Genomic DNA, 16,933 nt, shown 5'->3' on the forward strand with positions numbered 1-16,933 from the left:
GGAAGAGTCAGGAGAGCTCAAATTACCGTCATATCGAGTGCAGCGTGGCGGCTAGGAAGAACGCGCGCTCGATCAGCGAAGAAAAAAAAATATGCTCTGTGGGGGCATGGGCGCCCCCACCACGTGCACCAAATCCGTCAAGAGTTGGGATACCCATCGCGCCGACGAAGTTTGTGTCTGCAGCCCCAGCCGCAGGCCGGCCGTCGACCTGCAGATCGAGTGCAGCTGCGATGGTTTCGATACGCGTAAGCAGCGCGTGATCGGCTGCACTGGCCTGCCACGACGGCCGATGAGTGAGCACTTCAATACCAACTGATGCGCCGGTTCGAAATGGCCGAAGTCGATCGAGGTCACTGAGGACCCTTCCCTCTACCTCGCTATTCTCAAATCGGAGTCCGATCAACGCCTCTGCGTGACTCGAGACGACGTTCGCCCTGTTCCCGCCTGTGATAGCTCCGGCATTGAGCAGTGTCGTTCCGCATCCCCAATCATTGGAGGATGCCACCAGCTGGCGTATTTTTATGAGTTGGTCAACGAGTTCATCAATTGCGGAGACACCTTTTTCGGGTTCTAGCGCGGCATGAGCCTCCCGGCCGACGACGGACAACGTTACTCTCGTGCTACCCAGACGGCCTATCTTTAGGGCTCCGTCAGGATGGGGTGACTCAAAGCCAAGGGCGGCTTCTATGCCCTGTGCCGCTTTAAGCAAGATTTCTCGCGATGTCGGAGATCCGACCTCTTCATCGGCCGACACTATGATCCGCACTGGGCGGCGGGTGGCGCCGACATCTCGCAACGCAGCAAGAGCCACCTCAATAATAACTAGCCCGGACTTCATATCGAAGACACCGGGACCAGTGACAATGTCGCCATTCACTGTCCACGGAACTGTGCTGTCAAGGGTTCCCACTGGCCATACCGTGTCGCTGTGTCCGATCAGGAGCAGCGGTCGTTCGCCCGTCCTGCCAGGAAAATTCGCAATAACGTGACTGCCAGTGCTCGTCGGGGTAAGCGATACATCGCTGGCGCCCAGGGATGTGAAGTTAGTTGCTAGGTCCTTGGCAAAGTGGTCGAGCGATTTTTTCGCACCGCTGGGGGTTTCAAGGCTCACAAGGCGTTGAAGTCGACTCATAATTGGCTCTTTCCTGTACCGGATTGACCTTTCGAGCGACGTTGCGACATCAGGACTCATTTCGTGCATGGCGACCCATTCTGTCATCTTTGGCGTGAATATACATATCGTATCCACTAATTTCTATAGTAAAATACCTTGTGCTCGTCAGGTAAATAGTGAAATATATGTAACGTATGATTCAAGCGTCCAAGTATTGCTGTGATCTAGAGAGGGTAAGCACTGTTGGTGGAGACGGATGTTGCGGTTACAGTTGCTGAGCTTTCTCAGTTTAAAGAGTTGGAGCAGGCGTCACAGCTCTATCGTGAAGTCTTCGGCTACAACGGCCCAGAAAGTGGTCTGAATCCTCGTCTACTCAAAGCACTGGCCATTCACGGTGGGACCGTCCTTGGAGCATGGTCTGCAAACGGCGAATTAGTCGGCTTCGCCTATGGGTTTACTGGAATGTCGGATGGGGATATATACCTTTACTCGCAGGCCGTCGTCGTAGCGTCCCAGTTCCAGGGGAAAGGCCTCGGTCGCATCCTCAAGCAGGCGCAGCGAGATAGTGCACTCAGGAACGGACTCGTTCATATGCGCTGGTCTTTTAACCCAATCTACGCCCGAAACGCACACCTCAACCTTGACGTACTTGGTGCTGTGGGGCGCTGGTTCTCAAGAGATTACTACGGCGCTTCGGGTAGCAACCGCATTACAGTCGATTGGGATTTGGCAGAAAGTCATGAGCAAGTCGCTCAACGGCGAACTCTCCTTGAGCCGTCACAAAAGCAATACCAGTCAGCTCAATGGGGACAGGCCATTCGAATGGGACACAGCGCCGTCGTCCCCATCCCCGCCGATGTAACGGTGGAACCGAAGAAACTTTCGTCCGATCAAGACATGATCCAAGACAGGCTCGCCATGTCGCTTGGGCAGCTCCTTGACGAGGGATTTTCGGTTGTTTCGTGCCGTCGTGTCGACTCTCAAACTGCTGTGTACCTGCTCTCACAGAGCGATCCGAGCCGATGACGGGACACGTTATGGAAACAGCAGCTCCAGAGTCTTACGAGGAAAATCGCCAACTAGTAAGCCCCGGTGATCGTTTCGGCGCGCGCATGCAGAGTAATTCCTCCGCAGTGGCCCTTCAAGCTCGATTGTTCGAAAAAGAATTGCAGAATCTGTCCGATTCGTTCAAACGCTTGACCGAGGACGGATCTGTTGTTCGGGCCGCCGCCATGGTTGTAGCTGCCCGGCGACGCTTTGTCCTTGGCGCGGGGAAGAGCTTTGCTTACGCTAATCTCTTGGCTGCCGATATGTCAGCAGGTCTTTCGCAGGTCACTCTTGTGGATGGCACTGTCGTTCGCGCCTTGGACGTATTGAGTGATGTGCGCGATTCAGATGTTCTAGTGGCTTTTTCATTCCGTCGATACAGACGACAGACTCTCCTCATCGCTGAGCAGTTCGTGGAGTCAGGGGGAACTCTGGTTGCTATCACCGACGACGCCGAATCGCCGCTGGTCAAGTCTGCTGCTGAGAGCGTCGTGGTCCCAACCGGCAGCGCGTCTTTCGCGGACTCACCAACGGCAGTCGCGTCCACAATTCACTTGTTGAGCACCTTGACGACAGCCAGCTCGAAGGGAGCACGGCGCCGCATCGCTGAGAGGGAACGCATCGGTCGAAAGCTAGACATCTATTTGGAAAATTAATCGCCAATTTCGTGCTTGTACCAGTCTCACCTTTGAGGAGGAGAATATGAGAGTCGTTGAAGCCACACTGCACGTTGTTCGACTGCCCCTGGTGCACAGCTTCGAAACCAGTTCACATCGCAAAGATCATCTCGACCATATTGTCGTGGAGCTCGTTGATGAATCCGGTGCCACTGGCTGGGGTGAAATTGCGTCGCCGTCTGCCCCCTATTATTCGCCGGAGACCGTCCAAACTACATGGTACATAGCGCAACACTACCTATTGCCGTCGATCCTCGGTATCAGTTGGGACCACCCAGCACAGGTTCAGGCGCTCTGGCGCAAAGTACGGGGGCATGAATTCGCAAAGGCAGGCGTTGACACTGCGGCGTGGGTTCTCTGGTCAACGATGAAAGGGCTCTCGCTGTCAAAGGCGCTAGGGGGCAACCGGCACCAGGTCAAAGCGGGGGTTTCGCTGGGAATCGAGCCGACAATCGACGAACTAATCGCTCAGGTTCACAAGCACGTAGAGGCAGGTTACGCGCGCGTGAAGCTGAAAATCGCGCCTGGTTGGGACGTTGAGCCAGTGCGTGAAGTACGCGCTGTATTTCCTGAGCAGGATCTGCACGTCGATGCTAACGGCGCGTATCAAAGCACAGAGACGGATTTCGACCAACTGCGAAAGTTAGACGATCTGGGTCTGACCATGATTGAACAGCCTTTTTCACCGCGTGATTTTCTGTCACACGCCCGACTTCAAGCGATACTCGAGACTCCGGTCTGTTTGGATGAGTCCGTCTCCACCATCGATGATCTTCGAACCATGATCGCTCTGCAGGCCGGCAAGATACTCAATATCAAGGTCTCACGAATGGGCGGATTAACAAAGGCTCGGGAGGCACATGACCTTGCCCGCGATCACGGTATCCCGGTTTGGTGCGGCGGCATGCATGAATTCGGCATTGGCCGTGCGGCAAACGTCGCTATCTCGTCGCTAGGGAATTTTACGCTGCCTTCAGATGTCTCAGGCTCAGAGAAATACTATCGGCGCGACATAATACGTCCTCCCGTTGTCACAGTATTGGGCTCTGTGGATGTGCCTGTCGCGCCCGGTCTCGGATTCGCGGTCGACCGCGAATGGATGAGCGAGAACACAATGAAAAAAGAAACGGTGGGAATGTGAGCAGCCCAGCCAGTCACAACAACGCTCGGGGAGTGCACCGGATGAGTGAAGTGTCAGAGTCGCACGTGAACCAAATACCTCCTCTCGTACAGATGCAAGGGGTTAATAAGTACTTCGGCACCCAACATGTGCTGCGCGATGTGGACCTCTCCGTGCACGCAGGGGAAGTCGTGGTCGTCATCGGACCGTCCGGATCGGGTAAATCAACGTTGTGTCGCACGATCAACCGACTCGAATCAATCGACAGCGGCACTATTCTTTTCGATGGCGTTCCACTACCTGAAGAGGGAAGCGAGCTCGCTCGGTTCCGTGCCGAAGTTGGCATGGTGTTCCAGTCTTTCAACTTGTTCCCACACATGAGCGCACTGGAGAACATCATGCTCGCTCCGCGGAATGTGCGGCGCATCAGCCGTGAGACCTCACGTTCCGACGGGCTCGCGCTGCTTGAGAGGGTTGGACTCGTTGACCGAGCCAACGCCTATCCAGCCCAGCTCTCAGGCGGACAGCAACAACGAATCGCCATCGCACGAGCCTTGGCGATGCAACCCAAACTCATGCTGTTCGACGAACCGACGTCCGCACTCGACCCAGAAATGATCAATGAAGTAGTCGATGTCCTGACCAGCCTGGCGAGCTCCGGCATGACGATGGTTGTTGTCACACACGAAATGGGTTTCGCCAGGAGAGCGGCCGACCGCGTCGTCTTCATGGACGAGGGTCAAATCCTCGAGCAAGCGCCGCCGGCGGAGTTCTTCGAGAATCCCACCACCGCACGGGCCAAAGACTTCTTGTCCCGAATCCTGCACCACTAACCTTCGGCCGCCGGCCGAGACTCACCACCAAAGAAAGGTAACTCCATGCGTCAAAGAAGACTATTCGGCGTTCTGGCAACGGCAGTCGCCGTCATCACCCTGGCAACAGCGTGCAGCAGCAGCAAAATTAGCAGCGACAGCACAGGCACCTCTGGAGCGGACGGCTACGCAATGGCTGAGGCTGCCTCGCTGCCGGCTGCGATTCAGGAAATCAAGGACCGCGGCAAGCTGACCTGGGGGGTGAAGTTCGACCAGCCGTTGATGGGTTTGCGCAATCCCGCGAGCGGGGAAATTGAAGGCTTCGATGCCGAGATGGGGCGCTTGGTCGCGCTGCGAATCTTCGGCAGTGACGACCCGTCCAAACTCGAATTCGTCGAAACGATCTCAGCCAACCGCGAGCAGTACCTAAACAGCGGGAAGATTGATATGCTCGCCGCCACCTACACGATCAGCGATGTACGCAAGGAGATCGTCGATTTTGCTGGACCGTATTTCGAAGCCGGCCAGGACATCCTGACAAAGAAGGACGACACCAGTATCAGCGGCCTGTCGGATCTGTCTGGCAAGAAGGTTTGCGTTACGGTCGGCTCGAACTCGCTGACCAACCTGCAGGAACTCAACCCTGAAGCAGACATATCCGCGCCTCTCAAGGCCTACGCCGACTGTGCATTAGCGGTGCGCAACGGCACCTACGACGCGCTCAGCACCGACAATGTGATCCTGCTCGGCTACCTGAGTAACAGCCCAGACGCTTTCAGGGTCGTCGGCGACCCATTCACCAGCGAGCCATACGGCATCGCATTCGCGCACGGTAGTCCGGAACTGCGATCCTTCGTCAACGAAACTCTCGAACTCGCGCGGGAGAACGGTGATTGGGTCAAAGCCTACGCGAAGACGATCGGCGAGGCGGACCCCGACGTACCCACTCAGCCGGCGGTCGCTCCGTACTAAAAACAACTCCCATCCCACCAAGGTTTTCAATTACCGAGGAGACGAAACATGACACCAGACATGTCTGACGTGACGGTGCAGTTCTTTCAGGGCATGTTGGTGACCTTGCAGCTATCGCTGGCCGGCTTCGCGCTCGCCCTGGTGGTCGGCACTGGGTTGGCGGCGGCGCTTGTCAGCCCAGTGCCACCCGCTCGGTGGGCGGCAGGTGCCTATGTGGCATTATTTCGCAACTTGCCACTGCTGGTGATTCTCATCCTGGCGGTGTTCGGATTACCTCAGACCGGCCTGCAATTATCGCCCATGACCTGGGCAGTGCTCGTCTTGGGCCTCTACACTGCGGCCTTCGTTTGCGAGACTTTGAGTGGTGGCGTGAACGGCGTCGACGTCGGCCAGGCCGAGGCTGCCCGTGCTCTCGGCTTGTCTTTCCCACAATCGCTGGGTCTTATCGTGCTGCCGCAAGCCATCCGTTCAGTTGTCCCCCCGCTCGGCAGTCTGTTCATCGCGCTCACCCGCAATACCGCGCTGGCCTCAGTCATTGGTGTAGTCGAGATTTCAGCGCGCACCGCTCAGCTGGTCAACGACAACGTCTCCACCATCGTGGTGATCGTCGGCAGTGCCAGCGGCTACCTCATTATTAATCTTCCAGCGGCGTGGATGGTACGCCGTCTAGAACGACGGGCGGTGTTTGCCCGATGACACAGAGCGTGTTGTTCGACGCCCTCGGCCCGCGCGGGCGTCGGAAGGTGCGCGTGTTCAGCGTCGCCGTCGCCGTCGCGTTCGTGGCCGCAGCCACCGTGATAGCGATCCCGCTCGATTCCGCCGGTTTCTTTGATTTCGCTCGATGGGCTCAGGCGCTTGACTGGCGCATCTTTACCGGGTCCTACTTGCCGGGCTTGCTAAATACCCTTCTCGCTGCTGTCGGTGGTGTGGTCCTGGCCATCGTGATCAGTGTCATCGTCACTGCCGGCCGCTTGTCCCACCATCGCACCATTCGTTTCATTGCAATTGTCTACACCGAGTTTTTCCGCGCCATGCCCGTACTGCTACTGATCTGGATCCCGTTCCTCCTGTCTCTGCATGCCAAACTCGAAACCTCCGGCCTGCCCTTTGTGGTCGTCGGCTTGGGACTCTACAACGGTGCCGCTTTGGCCGAGATACTGCGGGCAGGCATCGTAGCCCTGCCCAGTGGGCAAACCGACGCGGCCACTGCGCTCGGTCTCTCTCGGCTACAAGTGTTGCGTCTAGTTATTTTTCCGCAGGTTGTGCGGGCAATGCTTCCTGCGATTCTCGCCCAAATGGTCATTGTCCTCAAGGACACGTCACTCGGATTCATTGTGACCTACCCGGAACTTCTCAGGCAAGGCAGCACGGTTGGGGCGTACCTGTCGGACGCCCTGCTACAGGTTTACATCGTGATCGCGGGCATCTACTTCATTATCGCCTATGGCCTCACCCTCTCTATCCGTCTGCTCGGCCGGCGTCTGAGCGCCCAACGACACGCATCCATTTCTGTCGCCGGAGACCCCGTCCTGACCTGAAAATTGGGTGAGTGGCCTTGACGACCCCGGAAAGTGGATACGGGTTAAGCGGCGAGCTGGATCTCTGCGGCCTGTGACGAGTATTGCAGCTCGAAGTCCACAGGCGTGACATGCCCGATCGAGGAGTGGCGACGGCGGCGGTTGTAGCGGTCCTCGATCCAGGCTCCGACTTCGCGGGTGGCTCGGTCGCGGGTGGGCCACACTCGGCGGTAGTAGAACTCTGTTTTCAGCGTCTCACAGTCCCAGCAAATACCGGTCAATCCCATCGAGCGGGTGATGCCATTCTCAGCGGCGAATGCGGTGATCTGAGCGGAGGCATATTGGGTGCCCCTGTCGGAGTTAAACCGAATTCGGCTTAATTCCGACCGCGGCTCGCAGTTCCGGTCGAACGCGTTCGTGCGGGTGTTGAAGAACAACGGCATCACCGGGTCAATGGGGCGAGTCGGCGCCTGCGGCGACAACGCCGCGATGGAGTCGTTCTTCCAGCGAAGACGAATCTCCACAGATCAGGAGTCAACCAAACCGGGGGCAGTCCCGTTGCGGTTACTCCGGGCAAGATACCTTCGAATAGCCAGGTGTGCGGGGCGAGGTTCCGGTCTCCGTGCCGAGGCCGGACATATCCGGCGTGACAGTGGGGGATTGCCACGACGGACTGCTCGTTACTCTATGGTTTGATTCTGACTATCCACCTCATCGGCGTCCTCGATCAGGGCCAGGTCACGAGGTATGCTCGCAGGTTTTCCGGTCGGCGCGTCAACGACAATCTGCTCGACGTCGCTGAGGCCGTAACCCCAGGCGGCCAGCTGCTGGAAATACGCCGCTTAGCCCTTGTCGGGGTAGCACCGCGTGCTCTTGCTGGTGTTGTCCTCGAAGCCACCGAGGATCACGGCGAGGGTGACGTGCTGCGCCTTGGTGGGGTAGTGCGCCAGCAGCGCGGCGAGCTCGTCCGCGTACCCAATACCCGCCGCGCTCAAGGCCTAACAGCACGGCGGACGGCGCTGCCCACTGCGGTGCGGTGCACGGTCAGTTCGTGGGTGACGACCGTGCCGGTGCCTGTCGGGAGCGTTTTCCGGCTCAGGAATTCGGCCAACCAGTTACGCCGCACGATTTCAGCTGGCCCACGCCTTGTTGTAGGTCGCGCTCGCCTCCTTACCCGACACATACACCCGCACGAACGCGGCCCGGCCAGGTGGCTGGGCGATGTCCTCGAGCGTGACGCGTTCCCACTCTAAGGTGACGAGCTAACTGATGCGCACGGTCGCGCCCGCCTCGTAGTACGGTTGGCGTGTGGTTCCAGGACACCGGCCCGCAGACGACGATATTGTCGCGCATTCTCGCCTCTTCCTGGTACCGTAACTCCGGTGAAACATAGCGAACGCCCGTGATCGTACCGGGATAGCCGCAATGTCAGGCGAGGATGCCCTTGACCCGTTCCATGACTTTCGTGACGGACAGTCCATAACGGTCGTGCAGGGTAGGCAAGGCGCCCGCGTCGAGGAACGCGTCGGGAAGACTGATGCTGTGCAGGGGAACGGGTGTTTTGCGCAGCGCCAGGCCACTGGCGATGGCCTCGGTTAATCCGCCGACGATCGAGTGATTCTCCAGCACAACCACGGGACGACCTTTAGCGACCTCCGTAGCGATCGTCGCCAAGTCAAGTGGCTTGATCGTGGGGGAGTGCAGCACGGCGACGTTAATCCGGTCCGCCTCAAGCCTCCGTGCCGCTTCGAGCGCGCGCATGGTCATCAACCCACTTGAGATGAAGAGCACGTCGCCACCGTCGCGCAACAGTTTTGCTTTGCCCATCTCGAAGGTGTAATCGTACTCGTCCAGCACGACCGGGACGGCGCCGCGCAGCAACCGGAGGTATGTCGGGCCGGGGTGGGCGACCATGGCTGGCACCGCCTGCTCGATATCGACGGCATCACAAGGATCGATGATGACCAGACCTGGAATGCCGCGCAGGATAGCAATGTCCTCCGTCGCCTGGTGGCTAGGGCCATAACCAGTGGTCAGCCCGGGAAGCGCGCCCACAATATTGACGTTGAGGTTCGGTTCCGCGATGTCCAGCGCGAGAAAGTCGTACGCCCGGCGAGTTGCGAACACCGAATAGGTGGACGCGAATGGGACAAGCCCCTCCTCGGCCATGCCAGCGGCAGCTCCGAGCAGTACCTGCTCTGCCATCCCCATTTGGAAGAAGCGGTCCGGATGCCGGTCGCGGAAGATGTGCATGTCGGTGTATTTCGCCAAGTCGGCAGAAAGCCCGACGATGTCCGTGCGACCGTCGGCGAGATCGGCGAGCGCCTGCCCAAACGGCGCTTTCCGCGTCGCTTGGCCTTCCTCCGCGATGGACGCGATCATTGCTGATGTAGTGAGGCGCGGCGCGGGGGTGTTCATACCTGGCTCCCTTCGGCAAGAGCGATGTTCGCTAGCGCCCATTCGTGTTGGTCAATTCGCATGAAGTGGTTTCGTTCGCGCGACTCGAGGAACGGAACACCCTTGCCCACCACCGTGTCGCAAAGGATGACAGTCGGCCTGTCCGAATCAGCTGCGGGAAGTGCAGAAAACGCCTCGAGCAATGCTCTTATATTGTTTCCGTCGACGTGGTGGACATCCCAGCCGAACGCGCGCCATTTGGCGTCGACGGGGCCCATGCCCAGAACATCTCGAGTCGGACCATCTGCCTGAAGTCCGTTCATGTCAACAACGGCGACCAGGTTGCCCAGCCTGTGGTGTGCCGCCGCCGCCGCCGCTTCCCAAGTCGAACCCTCATTTAGCTCGCCATCGGAGACCAGCGCGAAAATTCGGTTGTCTTTCCGTTGGGTGCGAAATGCCAAGCCTATTCCGACGCCGATGCCGAGGCCGTGCCCTAGCGAGCCACCGGAGATTTCCATCCCGGGCGTGTATGAGGCCATGCCAGACATGGGTAGTCGGCTGTCGTCCATCCCATATGTTTCGAGGTCATCCTCGGCCACATAGCCGACCTCGGCCAGAGCTGCATATAGCGCGATCGCGTAGTGCCCGATAGACAGCAGTACACGGTCGCGGCCATCCCACTCCGGTTGGCCGGTTCGGCTCCTAGCGGCGTAACCGTAGACGACCGCAAGGGCATCGGCGAAGCCCAGGCCTTGTCCTACATACCCTTGGCCCTGCACCTCGCCCATTTTGAGAACGCGCCTGCGGATGCGTGTCGCAACCTGTCGTATCTCGGCCTCGAGCTCATCGCTTACCGAGGTGAGTTGTAGAAGATCAGTGGTCGCATTCTGCGATGGTTCAGACAAGATTCCCACTTTCTGGCGACTCGTTGTCACCGATGAAGACCAAGCTCGAGATGCGGGCGACCGTTTCCTCCATGTGTTCGAGGATCACGGCGCGGGCGGCCTCCCCATCCCCAGCCTCAATGGCGCTGATGATCGGTTCATGACGTTTCCAGCTCATGTTGCTCCGTGCGAGTTCCACCCCGGCACGGGTGACCGTTGCGCGTACACGGCTATAGATGTGTTCCCAAGAATCAAGCAGCGTCTCATTCTCGGTGAGTTCCACCATGAGTCGATGAAAGCCGAGATCGGCGTTCATTAATCCCGGGAGATCGGCATCTGTGTCGCGCAGTGGCTCGATCGCCTTCCGCAGCTTGGCAACCACCGCTTCGCGATTCGGAACGGCCGCCAGCGACCTGGCAGCCAGCGATTCGAGAGCTCCACGCACGGCGAAGATCTCTTGAATCTGCTTGCGGGTGATGCGCCGAACGTGGATTCGGCCGCGGCCGTCTGAAATGACAAGGCCTTCGTAGACCAGCACCATGACCGCTTCCCGCAATGTGCCACGTGACACGGAAAGCGCTTCACTGACCTGCGTTTCAATGAGTCGCTGACCGGGGGCGAGTACGCCCGTTTCGATCGCTTCACGCAATCGCTCGACACTCTGCTCGCGCAGGCTTTGCCGGTCGACTCCACGGAGAGAGAGCGCATCAGTGCTCATCTGTGCACCTTTCTGTCGATAATCTACGGCTGGTGTGCACGTGAGCCTCACCATCGCGACCTGTTACTCTTACCGTACCATGCTGTCGACAGTCGGACGGTTGACAATCAGACCGAAACCATGTTCACTGGCCCGAGTTCCTCAATGGAGAGATGACATTGACTTCACAAAGCCACGCCGCGATGCTCGAGCGCATCGGCTGCTCGACCATCAGTTTTCGCGAAATGACTTTGGACCAGGCCCTCGACGCGATTACCACGCTTGGGATCACCCAGATCGATCTCGGCGGTATCCCTGCCGTGTGCTCGCACGTTCCCGTCCCGTTCAGCGGCACCGCCGCGCGATACGGCGACGCGATGAGCGCGCGCGGTCTCCAAGCCGGTGCTATCAACGTTGACATCGGCGAGCTCAACCACCCGGATTTTGACGCGGAGGAGTTCGGCGCCATCGCCGATCCGATAATCGGACTCGCCGCGTCGCTCGGTGCCGCCATCATCCTGCCCTGCGGTGCACCACGCTGGCAGCCGATGGCAGATGAAAGGCGCGATCTTGACCGCATTGCCGAGAACCTTACGGTGGTTGCCGACCGGGCCGCGGCATCCGGTGTTCGAGTGCTCGTGGAAGCGCTTCACTTCGGGCGGTTCAGCCACAATGTGACCCGGGCGAATTCGCTCCTCGAACGGCTGGACCCCCAGCGTTTCGGCGTGGTCTTCGACATCAGCCACGTCGTTGCTGCGGAAGAAGACGAAGTCGCATGGGCCATCCACATCGCAGACCGGATCGAGCGAGTGCATTTGCGCGACGCCGTCCCCGGCGATATCAACCTCGGAATCGGCCGCGGGGTTGCAGATTTCGCTGGCGTCATCTCGGCTCTTGAACAGGCCGGATTCGTCGGTCACTACGTCCTTGAGCTGGAGACCCACGACATTACGAGCGCGCAACGCGTGTCTGATGCGGCCCGCAGCCGGGACCTCATCGCTCTTCTCCTCCTCAACACCACCAACGAAAGGTAGTCATGTCATCACTCATTCCCAATTCGGTCGACCAGACCGTAGTCATTACTGGTGCCGGCTCCGAGCGAGGCATCGGGCGTGCCACGGCGCTGCGCCTCGCTTCCGACGGATATGCCATCGCGGTCCTCGATCTCGATGGGGCGGCCGCTCGCCGCACCGTTGAGGTCATCGCAGCTGAGCACGGAGTCAAGACTTTCTCCGCGAAGGTGGACGTAGCGGATGGTGCATCCGTGGCGGCAGCGGTCGCCGCCATCGAGGCATCTGATCTTCCCGCGGTCTCGGGCTTGGTCAACAACGCGGGAATCACCTCGCCGACCCGGTTCCTCGACATCGAGCTCGATGAATGGGAGCGCATCTTCCGAGTCAACGTGACCGGGACCTTCATCGTCACGAAGGCCTTCCTGCCCGGCATGATCGAACGCGGCTACGGGCGAATCGTGAACCTCTCCTCCGTGAGTGCGCAGCGCGGCGGTGGGGTCTTCGGCGGGACGCATTACTCGGCGGCAAAAGCAGCCATTCTCGGGCTGACCCGCGCACTTGCCAGAGAGATCGGCCACCACGGCGTTGTCATTAACTCGGTTGCACCCGGGTTCATCGGCACCGACATCACGGCGGGCAAGCTCACCAACGAGCAACGTGCGGCAATAGTTGCGGAAATCCCTGTCGCCCGAGGAGGTGAAACGTCTGACGTCGCCAACCTGATCGCATACCTTGCAGGCCCGGAGGTCGGCTACGTAACAGGTGCGACGTTCGACGTCAATGGCGGCTCCCACATCCACTAACTGTCCCACCCACAACAAACCAACCACGAAAGCAAGAACACACAAAGAGGTGCACTAAATGGCTCGCATGGTATTCAAGGACGTAACAAGGAATTGGCGCACAAAGCAACTGCAGGCATCGGCAATAGCGCTGGGCGCGGTGATGATCCTCGCCGGATGCGCTGGCGGCGGGGGCAACGCGACCGCAGACGAGCCGCGCACTCTGCTGCTCGGCCACGGTGCCGCCCCAGACAACCCGCGCACAATTGCCGCGGAGATCTTCAGTGAGCGCTTGGCCGAGTTGAGCGACGGCACACTCGAAGTTCAGGTCCAGGGGGCCGAGCAGCTGGGCTCCGACGCGGAAATGATGGTCTCCGTCACGTCGGGCACCCTCGACATGACCGCCAACTCACAGGGAGCGGTGTCAGCACTGGTTCCGGAGATCGCACTATTCGGCCTGCCGTTCCTGTTCGACTCCTCGGAGCACGCCTACGAGGTGGTCGACGGGGAAATCGGCGACGATATCGCGGTGCTTGCTGAGAACTCTGGGTTCAAGGTGCTCGCTTGGTGGGATAACGGCATCCGTGACATTACGAACAGCAAGCGCCCCATCAACACCCCAGAAGACGTCGCAGGACTGAAAATTCGCACGCCCGAAGACCCGATGACGGTCGACATCTTCAATTCGCTGGGTGCCAACCCAACGCCGATGGCCTTCGGTGAACTGTACCTTGCACTACAGCAGGGTGCCGTCGACGGCCAGGAGAACCCCGTCACGAATGTGAAGTCCTCCAAGCTTCAGGAGGTGCAGTCGTACCTTGCGATCACCGGTCACAAGTATGAAGTGACACCGTTCATCATCAGCCTATCCACTTGGAACACCCTCACGGCGGAACAGCAAGAAGCAGTACAGATAGCAGCCAACGAAGCGCGCGATGAACAGCGCTCTTTGATGGTCACCCAAATCAATGAAATTTACGACGAGTTCGAGAGCGTAATCGAAATCACTCGCCCCGAACTGGATCCCTTCCGTACCGCGACCGCGAGTGTTTACGACAAATGGGAAAGCCAATTCCCCGAGATCGTCGGCAAGCTCGTGGACGAAGCCGACGCCACCCGTTAGGACGTACAACACATGACATCCTCCGTCGAGGTGCCCGCCGCTGTACCGGATTTTGATCCGAACAACGCGCAGGCAATCGAGCAGCCAGACCCGTTATCCTTCGTAACCGATCGCGTCAACCTGTGGGCCACGTATGTGGGCGCCATTGTCACGATCGGCACCACGATTGTGATCGGTGCATTGCTCGTGATCGGTGTCGTCATGAGGTTCGGGTTCAACTCGAGTCTGGACTTCGCGATCGAAATACCGACCTACCTGTTCCCTTGGCTGATTGCCGGCGGTGTCGTCATCGCTATGGGTCGAGGTGGGCATCTCGCGGTGGATTTCTTCGTCAGCAAGCTTTCCCGCCGCAAGCGCCGGTGGTTGGACACCGGCGTGTGGCTGGTCAGCACGCTCACCCTGGTTTTCCTGGTCGATGTCGCGTCGTTGCTGATAACGCCGTTCTCATATCAGAAGTCGACGATTCTCGGTTGGCCGATGATCGGAAGTTACTCCGCGTTCATCTACATGGCCATTAGCCTGGCGGTCCAGTCCGCGGGCCGGCTGTGGACGGCGTTCCGTGGGACCCATCACCAGGAGGAAATCAATGATTGAAGTAGGTATCGCTTTCCTTGTGCTGTTCGCGCTTCTCGCGCTGAGCATTCCCGTCTCGTTCGCGCTACTACTTGCAACGCTGGTCGGACTGGCCTTGGTCGGTGACTTCCCACTACAAATTGTCGCCCAAACCGCATATTCACCGTCGAGCGACTTCATGCTCTTGGCAATTCCGTTCTTCATCCTCACGGCAGACCTCCTGGCCAGCGGGAAGCTTGGGCAGAGCGTTATCGGACTCGCAACGAAGCTTGTCGGCCGCTACCGCGGTGGGGTTGGCCAAACCAGCATCGCGACATCCGTTGTGTTCTCCGGAGTTTCTGGTTCGGCCGTCGCCGATGCGGCGGGCCTCGGCTCTGTGCTAATTCCGTGGAGCACGAAAGTCGGCTACCCGGCGCCCTTCGCCGCTGCGGTAAACTCTTCGACGTCGATCCTCGGCATTATCCTGCCTCCCTCGATCCCCATGATCTTGTTCGCTTCCGCCTCGGGGGTTTCGATCGCCGCGCTTTTCGTAGCCGGCATCGTACCAGGGGTCATCCTCGCGTTCGCTTTCGCCATTGTGTGTTGGACTGTCGCGGTCAAAGAGGGGTTCCCTCGGACTCGGCTGAAGTTTACGATCAAGTCCTTGCTGAAGGACCTGCTGCTGGCAATGCCGGCAATCCTGATGCCCGTCATCATGATCCGAGTGGTGCTGCTCGGCGGGATCGCCACCGTGACCGAGGTTTCTGTGTTGTCGGCGCTGTACGCGATTATCGTGCGCGTCGTATTTTACCGCGACCTGCCAATGCGGGACTTCCTGCGATCAATAGTCAACGCTGCAGCCTCGACCGGTGTCGTCATGCTTCTGATCATGATGTCATCATCGCTCAGCTGGTTTCTCACGGTACAGCAGGCTCCGCAGCAGCTCGCCACGATGTTTATCGAAAACGTGAGTTCCCCGTTCCTCATCCTGTTGGTGCTGAACCTGGTGTTGCTGCTAGTGGGCACGTTCCTGGACCTCTCGCCTGCGATCCTGTTGTTGACCCCAGTATTCATGCCGCTCGCAACAGCGATCGGCATGGACCCGATACAGCTCGGAATCATCATGATCCTCAACCTCGGTGTCGGCCTGTTCACCCCGCCGGTGGGAACGACGCTGTACATCTCGTCGTCGATTGCAAAGGTGCCCATCGAACGAACGGTGAAGGCGCTCGTACCCTTCTACGCAGCGTCGATTGTCGTCCTGGTCCTGGTCACGTACGTGCCACAGGTCACCTCGTTCTTCAGGTAGGTAGGAAACATGACAAAACCCGTCTCACCTAGCTCGAGGCAACCGCGGAAAATGGCCACCTCCTGCTGAGCTGCTGTAGATATCTCGGACAGTGGGCCCTAAATGAGGGTGTACCGGAAATAGAGATTAGTCTGATCGCAGCACGTAGGCGTTTCACCCAGGAGTTCAAAGACGAGCTGTGCCGCGAGGTGATCAACATCCACGGACTCGTCGAAGACATCATCATTACCCGCGTCGTCGGTGCCGTCACCACTAAAGTCGAACGGAAAACAAGCCGCTAGCGAATCCCGACGAACGAACCTGAATCTCTGATTGGCCTTGCCCCCGTTGGGTGGACACCTCACAAGAGAGAATGTTCACATGGGAAAGACACGCAGGGAGTTCACTCCTGAGTACAAAGACGAGGCCGTGAAGCTGGTGATCAACACCGGCAGGGCGGTCGCGACCGTGGCCCGCGAGCTCGGCATCAACGAGGCCTCGCTGGGCCGGTGGGTCAGCGCTTTCAAGGCCCGAAATGACACCGGCGAGACCGGAGTCACCGAGTCGGAACGGGCCGAGCTGCTTCGGTTGCGGAAAGAGAACGCGGACCTGAAACTTGATCGGGCGTTCCTAAAAAAAGCGTCCATCTTCTTCGCCCAGGAAGCGTCGGATACGAGCGTAAAGCGTTCGCACTGATTGGCGTAAGAAGACCAACTTCACCATCACCCGCATGGTCCGCCTGCTCGAAGTGTCCCGATCGGGATACTACGTCTGGCTCGACCGCAAGCCGTCGAACCGCATGATTCGGCGAGAGGTCATCGAACAGAAAGTGGCGTGGTTCCACGGCGACTCCGACGAGGGGCCGTTTCTACTGGTCGTTGCGAATCCCGAGTAAGGAGAACGCAATGGTCAGATTTGCACCGAACAAGATGCCGGCA

Annotated in this window: 20 protein-coding genes and 1 pseudogene; 15 read left to right on the forward strand and 6 right to left on the reverse strand. The window is 58.9% G+C overall.

What is annotated here, in order from left to right; all coding sequences use genetic code 11:
• Positions 1 to 28 precede the first annotated feature (28 nt).
• On the reverse strand, positions 29 to 1,201 hold the full coding sequence (locus CXY73_RS02695; protein ID WP_233198099.1) for a M20/M25/M40 family metallo-hydrolase: 1,173 nt from the start codon (positions 1,199 to 1,201) through the stop codon (positions 29 to 31).
• 159 nt (positions 1,202 to 1,360) lie between these two features.
• Here CXY73_RS02695 and CXY73_RS02700 point away from each other — a divergent pair, with 159 nt between their 5' ends.
• The 7 genes from CXY73_RS02700 (at position 1,361) to CXY73_RS02730 (ending at position 7,280) form a co-directional block, all read left to right on the forward strand.
• Positions 1,361 to 2,140: a GNAT family N-acetyltransferase gene (locus CXY73_RS02700; RefSeq protein ID WP_158254000.1), complete on the forward strand. Its 780-nt coding sequence runs from the start codon at positions 1,361 to 1,363 to the stop codon at positions 2,138 to 2,140.
• 11 nt (positions 2,141 to 2,151) lie between these two features.
• Entirely contained in the window at positions 2,152 to 2,817 is a 666-nt protein-coding gene (locus tag CXY73_RS02705) for a MurR/RpiR family transcriptional regulator (RefSeq protein WP_104176770.1), read from the forward strand.
• Between the two features lie 46 nt (positions 2,818 to 2,863).
• Complete coding sequence (gene menC / locus CXY73_RS02710; RefSeq protein ID WP_104176754.1) at positions 2,864 to 3,979, forward strand: o-succinylbenzoate synthase; 1,116 nt, start codon at positions 2,864 to 2,866, stop codon at positions 3,977 to 3,979.
• A 41-nt stretch (positions 3,980 to 4,020) separates the two neighbouring features.
• Positions 4,021 to 4,791 carry an amino acid ABC transporter ATP-binding protein gene (locus CXY73_RS02715; protein ID WP_104176755.1) on the forward strand — a complete coding sequence of 257 codons (771 nt, stop codon included), beginning with the start codon at positions 4,021 to 4,023 and terminating at the stop codon, positions 4,789 to 4,791.
• Positions 4,792 to 4,962: 171 nt separating this feature from the next.
• Positions 4,963 to 5,742 (forward strand): glutamate ABC transporter substrate-binding protein, encoded by a 780-nt coding sequence (locus CXY73_RS02720; RefSeq protein ID WP_158254001.1) that lies wholly within the window; start codon positions 4,963 to 4,965, stop codon positions 5,740 to 5,742.
• 69 nt (positions 5,743 to 5,811) lie between these two features.
• Positions 5,812 to 6,438 carry an amino acid ABC transporter permease gene (locus tag CXY73_RS02725; protein ID WP_199185262.1) on the forward strand — a complete coding sequence of 209 codons (627 nt, stop codon included), beginning with the start codon at positions 5,812 to 5,814 and terminating at the stop codon, positions 6,436 to 6,438.
• The gene (locus CXY73_RS02730) at positions 6,435 to 7,280 is read left to right on the forward strand and encodes an amino acid ABC transporter permease (protein ID WP_104176758.1); all 846 of its coding nucleotides are present in this window, start codon (positions 6,435 to 6,437) and stop codon (positions 7,278 to 7,280) included. The genes CXY73_RS02725 and CXY73_RS02730 overlap by 4 nt, the downstream gene beginning before the upstream one ends.
• A 44-nt stretch (positions 7,281 to 7,324) precedes the next feature.
• Here the strand turns inward: CXY73_RS02730 and CXY73_RS21780 are convergent, their stop codons facing one another.
• A complete protein-coding gene (locus tag CXY73_RS21780; protein WP_233198100.1) occupies positions 7,325 to 7,546 on the reverse strand; it encodes an IS3 family transposase in 222 nt (73 codons plus the stop codon).
• A gap of 82 nt (positions 7,547 to 7,628) precedes the next feature.
• Between CXY73_RS21780 and CXY73_RS21375 the strand changes: the two are divergent.
• Positions 7,629 to 7,763, forward strand: a pseudogene (locus CXY73_RS21375) (IS3 family transposase); the annotation flags it as partial.
• A gap of 338 nt (positions 7,764 to 8,101) precedes the next feature.
• Here CXY73_RS21375 and CXY73_RS21785 read toward each other — a convergent pair.
• The 4 genes from CXY73_RS21785 to CXY73_RS02750 form a co-directional block, all read right to left on the reverse strand.
• Positions 8,102 to 8,254 carry a hypothetical protein gene (locus CXY73_RS21785; RefSeq protein WP_158254003.1) on the reverse strand — a complete coding sequence of 51 codons (153 nt, stop codon included), beginning with the start codon at positions 8,252 to 8,254 and terminating at the stop codon, positions 8,102 to 8,104.
• A 433-nt stretch (positions 8,255 to 8,687) separates the two neighbouring features.
• The gene (locus CXY73_RS02740) at positions 8,688 to 9,677 is read right to left on the reverse strand and encodes a transketolase family protein (RefSeq protein ID WP_104176760.1); all 990 of its coding nucleotides are present in this window, start codon (positions 9,675 to 9,677) and stop codon (positions 8,688 to 8,690) included.
• Positions 9,674 to 10,444: a transketolase gene (locus CXY73_RS02745; protein WP_104176771.1), complete on the reverse strand. Its 771-nt coding sequence runs from the start codon at positions 10,442 to 10,444 to the stop codon at positions 9,674 to 9,676. The genes CXY73_RS02740 and CXY73_RS02745 overlap by 4 nt, the downstream gene beginning before the upstream one ends.
• Positions 10,445 to 10,553: 109 nt before the next feature.
• Positions 10,554 to 11,258: a GntR family transcriptional regulator gene (locus CXY73_RS02750; protein ID WP_104176761.1), complete on the reverse strand. Its 705-nt coding sequence runs from the start codon at positions 11,256 to 11,258 to the stop codon at positions 10,554 to 10,556.
• A 158-nt stretch (positions 11,259 to 11,416) separates the two neighbouring features.
• Here CXY73_RS02750 and CXY73_RS02755 point away from each other — a divergent pair, with 158 nt between their 5' ends.
• The 7 genes from CXY73_RS02755 to CXY73_RS21790 all read left to right on the forward strand — a co-directional run bounded on the left by CXY73_RS02755 (position 11,417) and on the right by CXY73_RS21790 (position 16,890).
• Entirely contained in the window at positions 11,417 to 12,271 is an 855-nt protein-coding gene (locus CXY73_RS02755; RefSeq protein ID WP_199185263.1) for a sugar phosphate isomerase/epimerase, read from the forward strand.
• A 2-nt stretch (positions 12,272 to 12,273) separates the two neighbouring features.
• Positions 12,274 to 13,053: an SDR family NAD(P)-dependent oxidoreductase gene (locus CXY73_RS02760; RefSeq protein ID WP_104176763.1), complete on the forward strand. Its 780-nt coding sequence runs from the start codon at positions 12,274 to 12,276 to the stop codon at positions 13,051 to 13,053.
• A gap of 58 nt (positions 13,054 to 13,111) precedes the next feature.
• Positions 13,112 to 14,155: a TRAP transporter substrate-binding protein gene (locus tag CXY73_RS02765; protein WP_199185264.1), complete on the forward strand. Its 1,044-nt coding sequence runs from the start codon at positions 13,112 to 13,114 to the stop codon at positions 14,153 to 14,155.
• A gap of 12 nt (positions 14,156 to 14,167) precedes the next feature.
• Positions 14,168 to 14,749, forward strand: coding sequence for a TRAP transporter small permease (locus CXY73_RS02770; RefSeq protein ID WP_104176764.1), 582 nt, complete (start codon positions 14,168 to 14,170; stop codon positions 14,747 to 14,749).
• Positions 14,742 to 16,016, forward strand: coding sequence for a TRAP transporter large permease (locus tag CXY73_RS02775; RefSeq protein WP_104176765.1), 1,275 nt, complete (start codon positions 14,742 to 14,744; stop codon positions 16,014 to 16,016). Before CXY73_RS02770 ends, CXY73_RS02775 begins: the two co-directional genes overlap by 8 nt.
• A 360-nt stretch (positions 16,017 to 16,376) precedes the next feature.
• Positions 16,377 to 16,691, forward strand: a complete 315-nt coding sequence (locus CXY73_RS02780; protein ID WP_104176766.1) for a transposase — start codon at positions 16,377 to 16,379, stop codon at positions 16,689 to 16,691.
• Positions 16,692 to 16,725: 34 nt separating this feature from the next.
• A complete protein-coding gene (locus CXY73_RS21790; RefSeq protein WP_158254004.1) occupies positions 16,726 to 16,890 on the forward strand; it encodes a hypothetical protein in 165 nt (54 codons plus the stop codon).
• Positions 16,891 to 16,933 lie beyond the last annotated feature (43 nt).

It is taken from the genome of Cryobacterium sp. Y50, from assembly GCF_002929805.1.
GTDB lineage: Bacteria > Actinomycetota > Actinomycetes > Actinomycetales > Microbacteriaceae > Cryobacterium.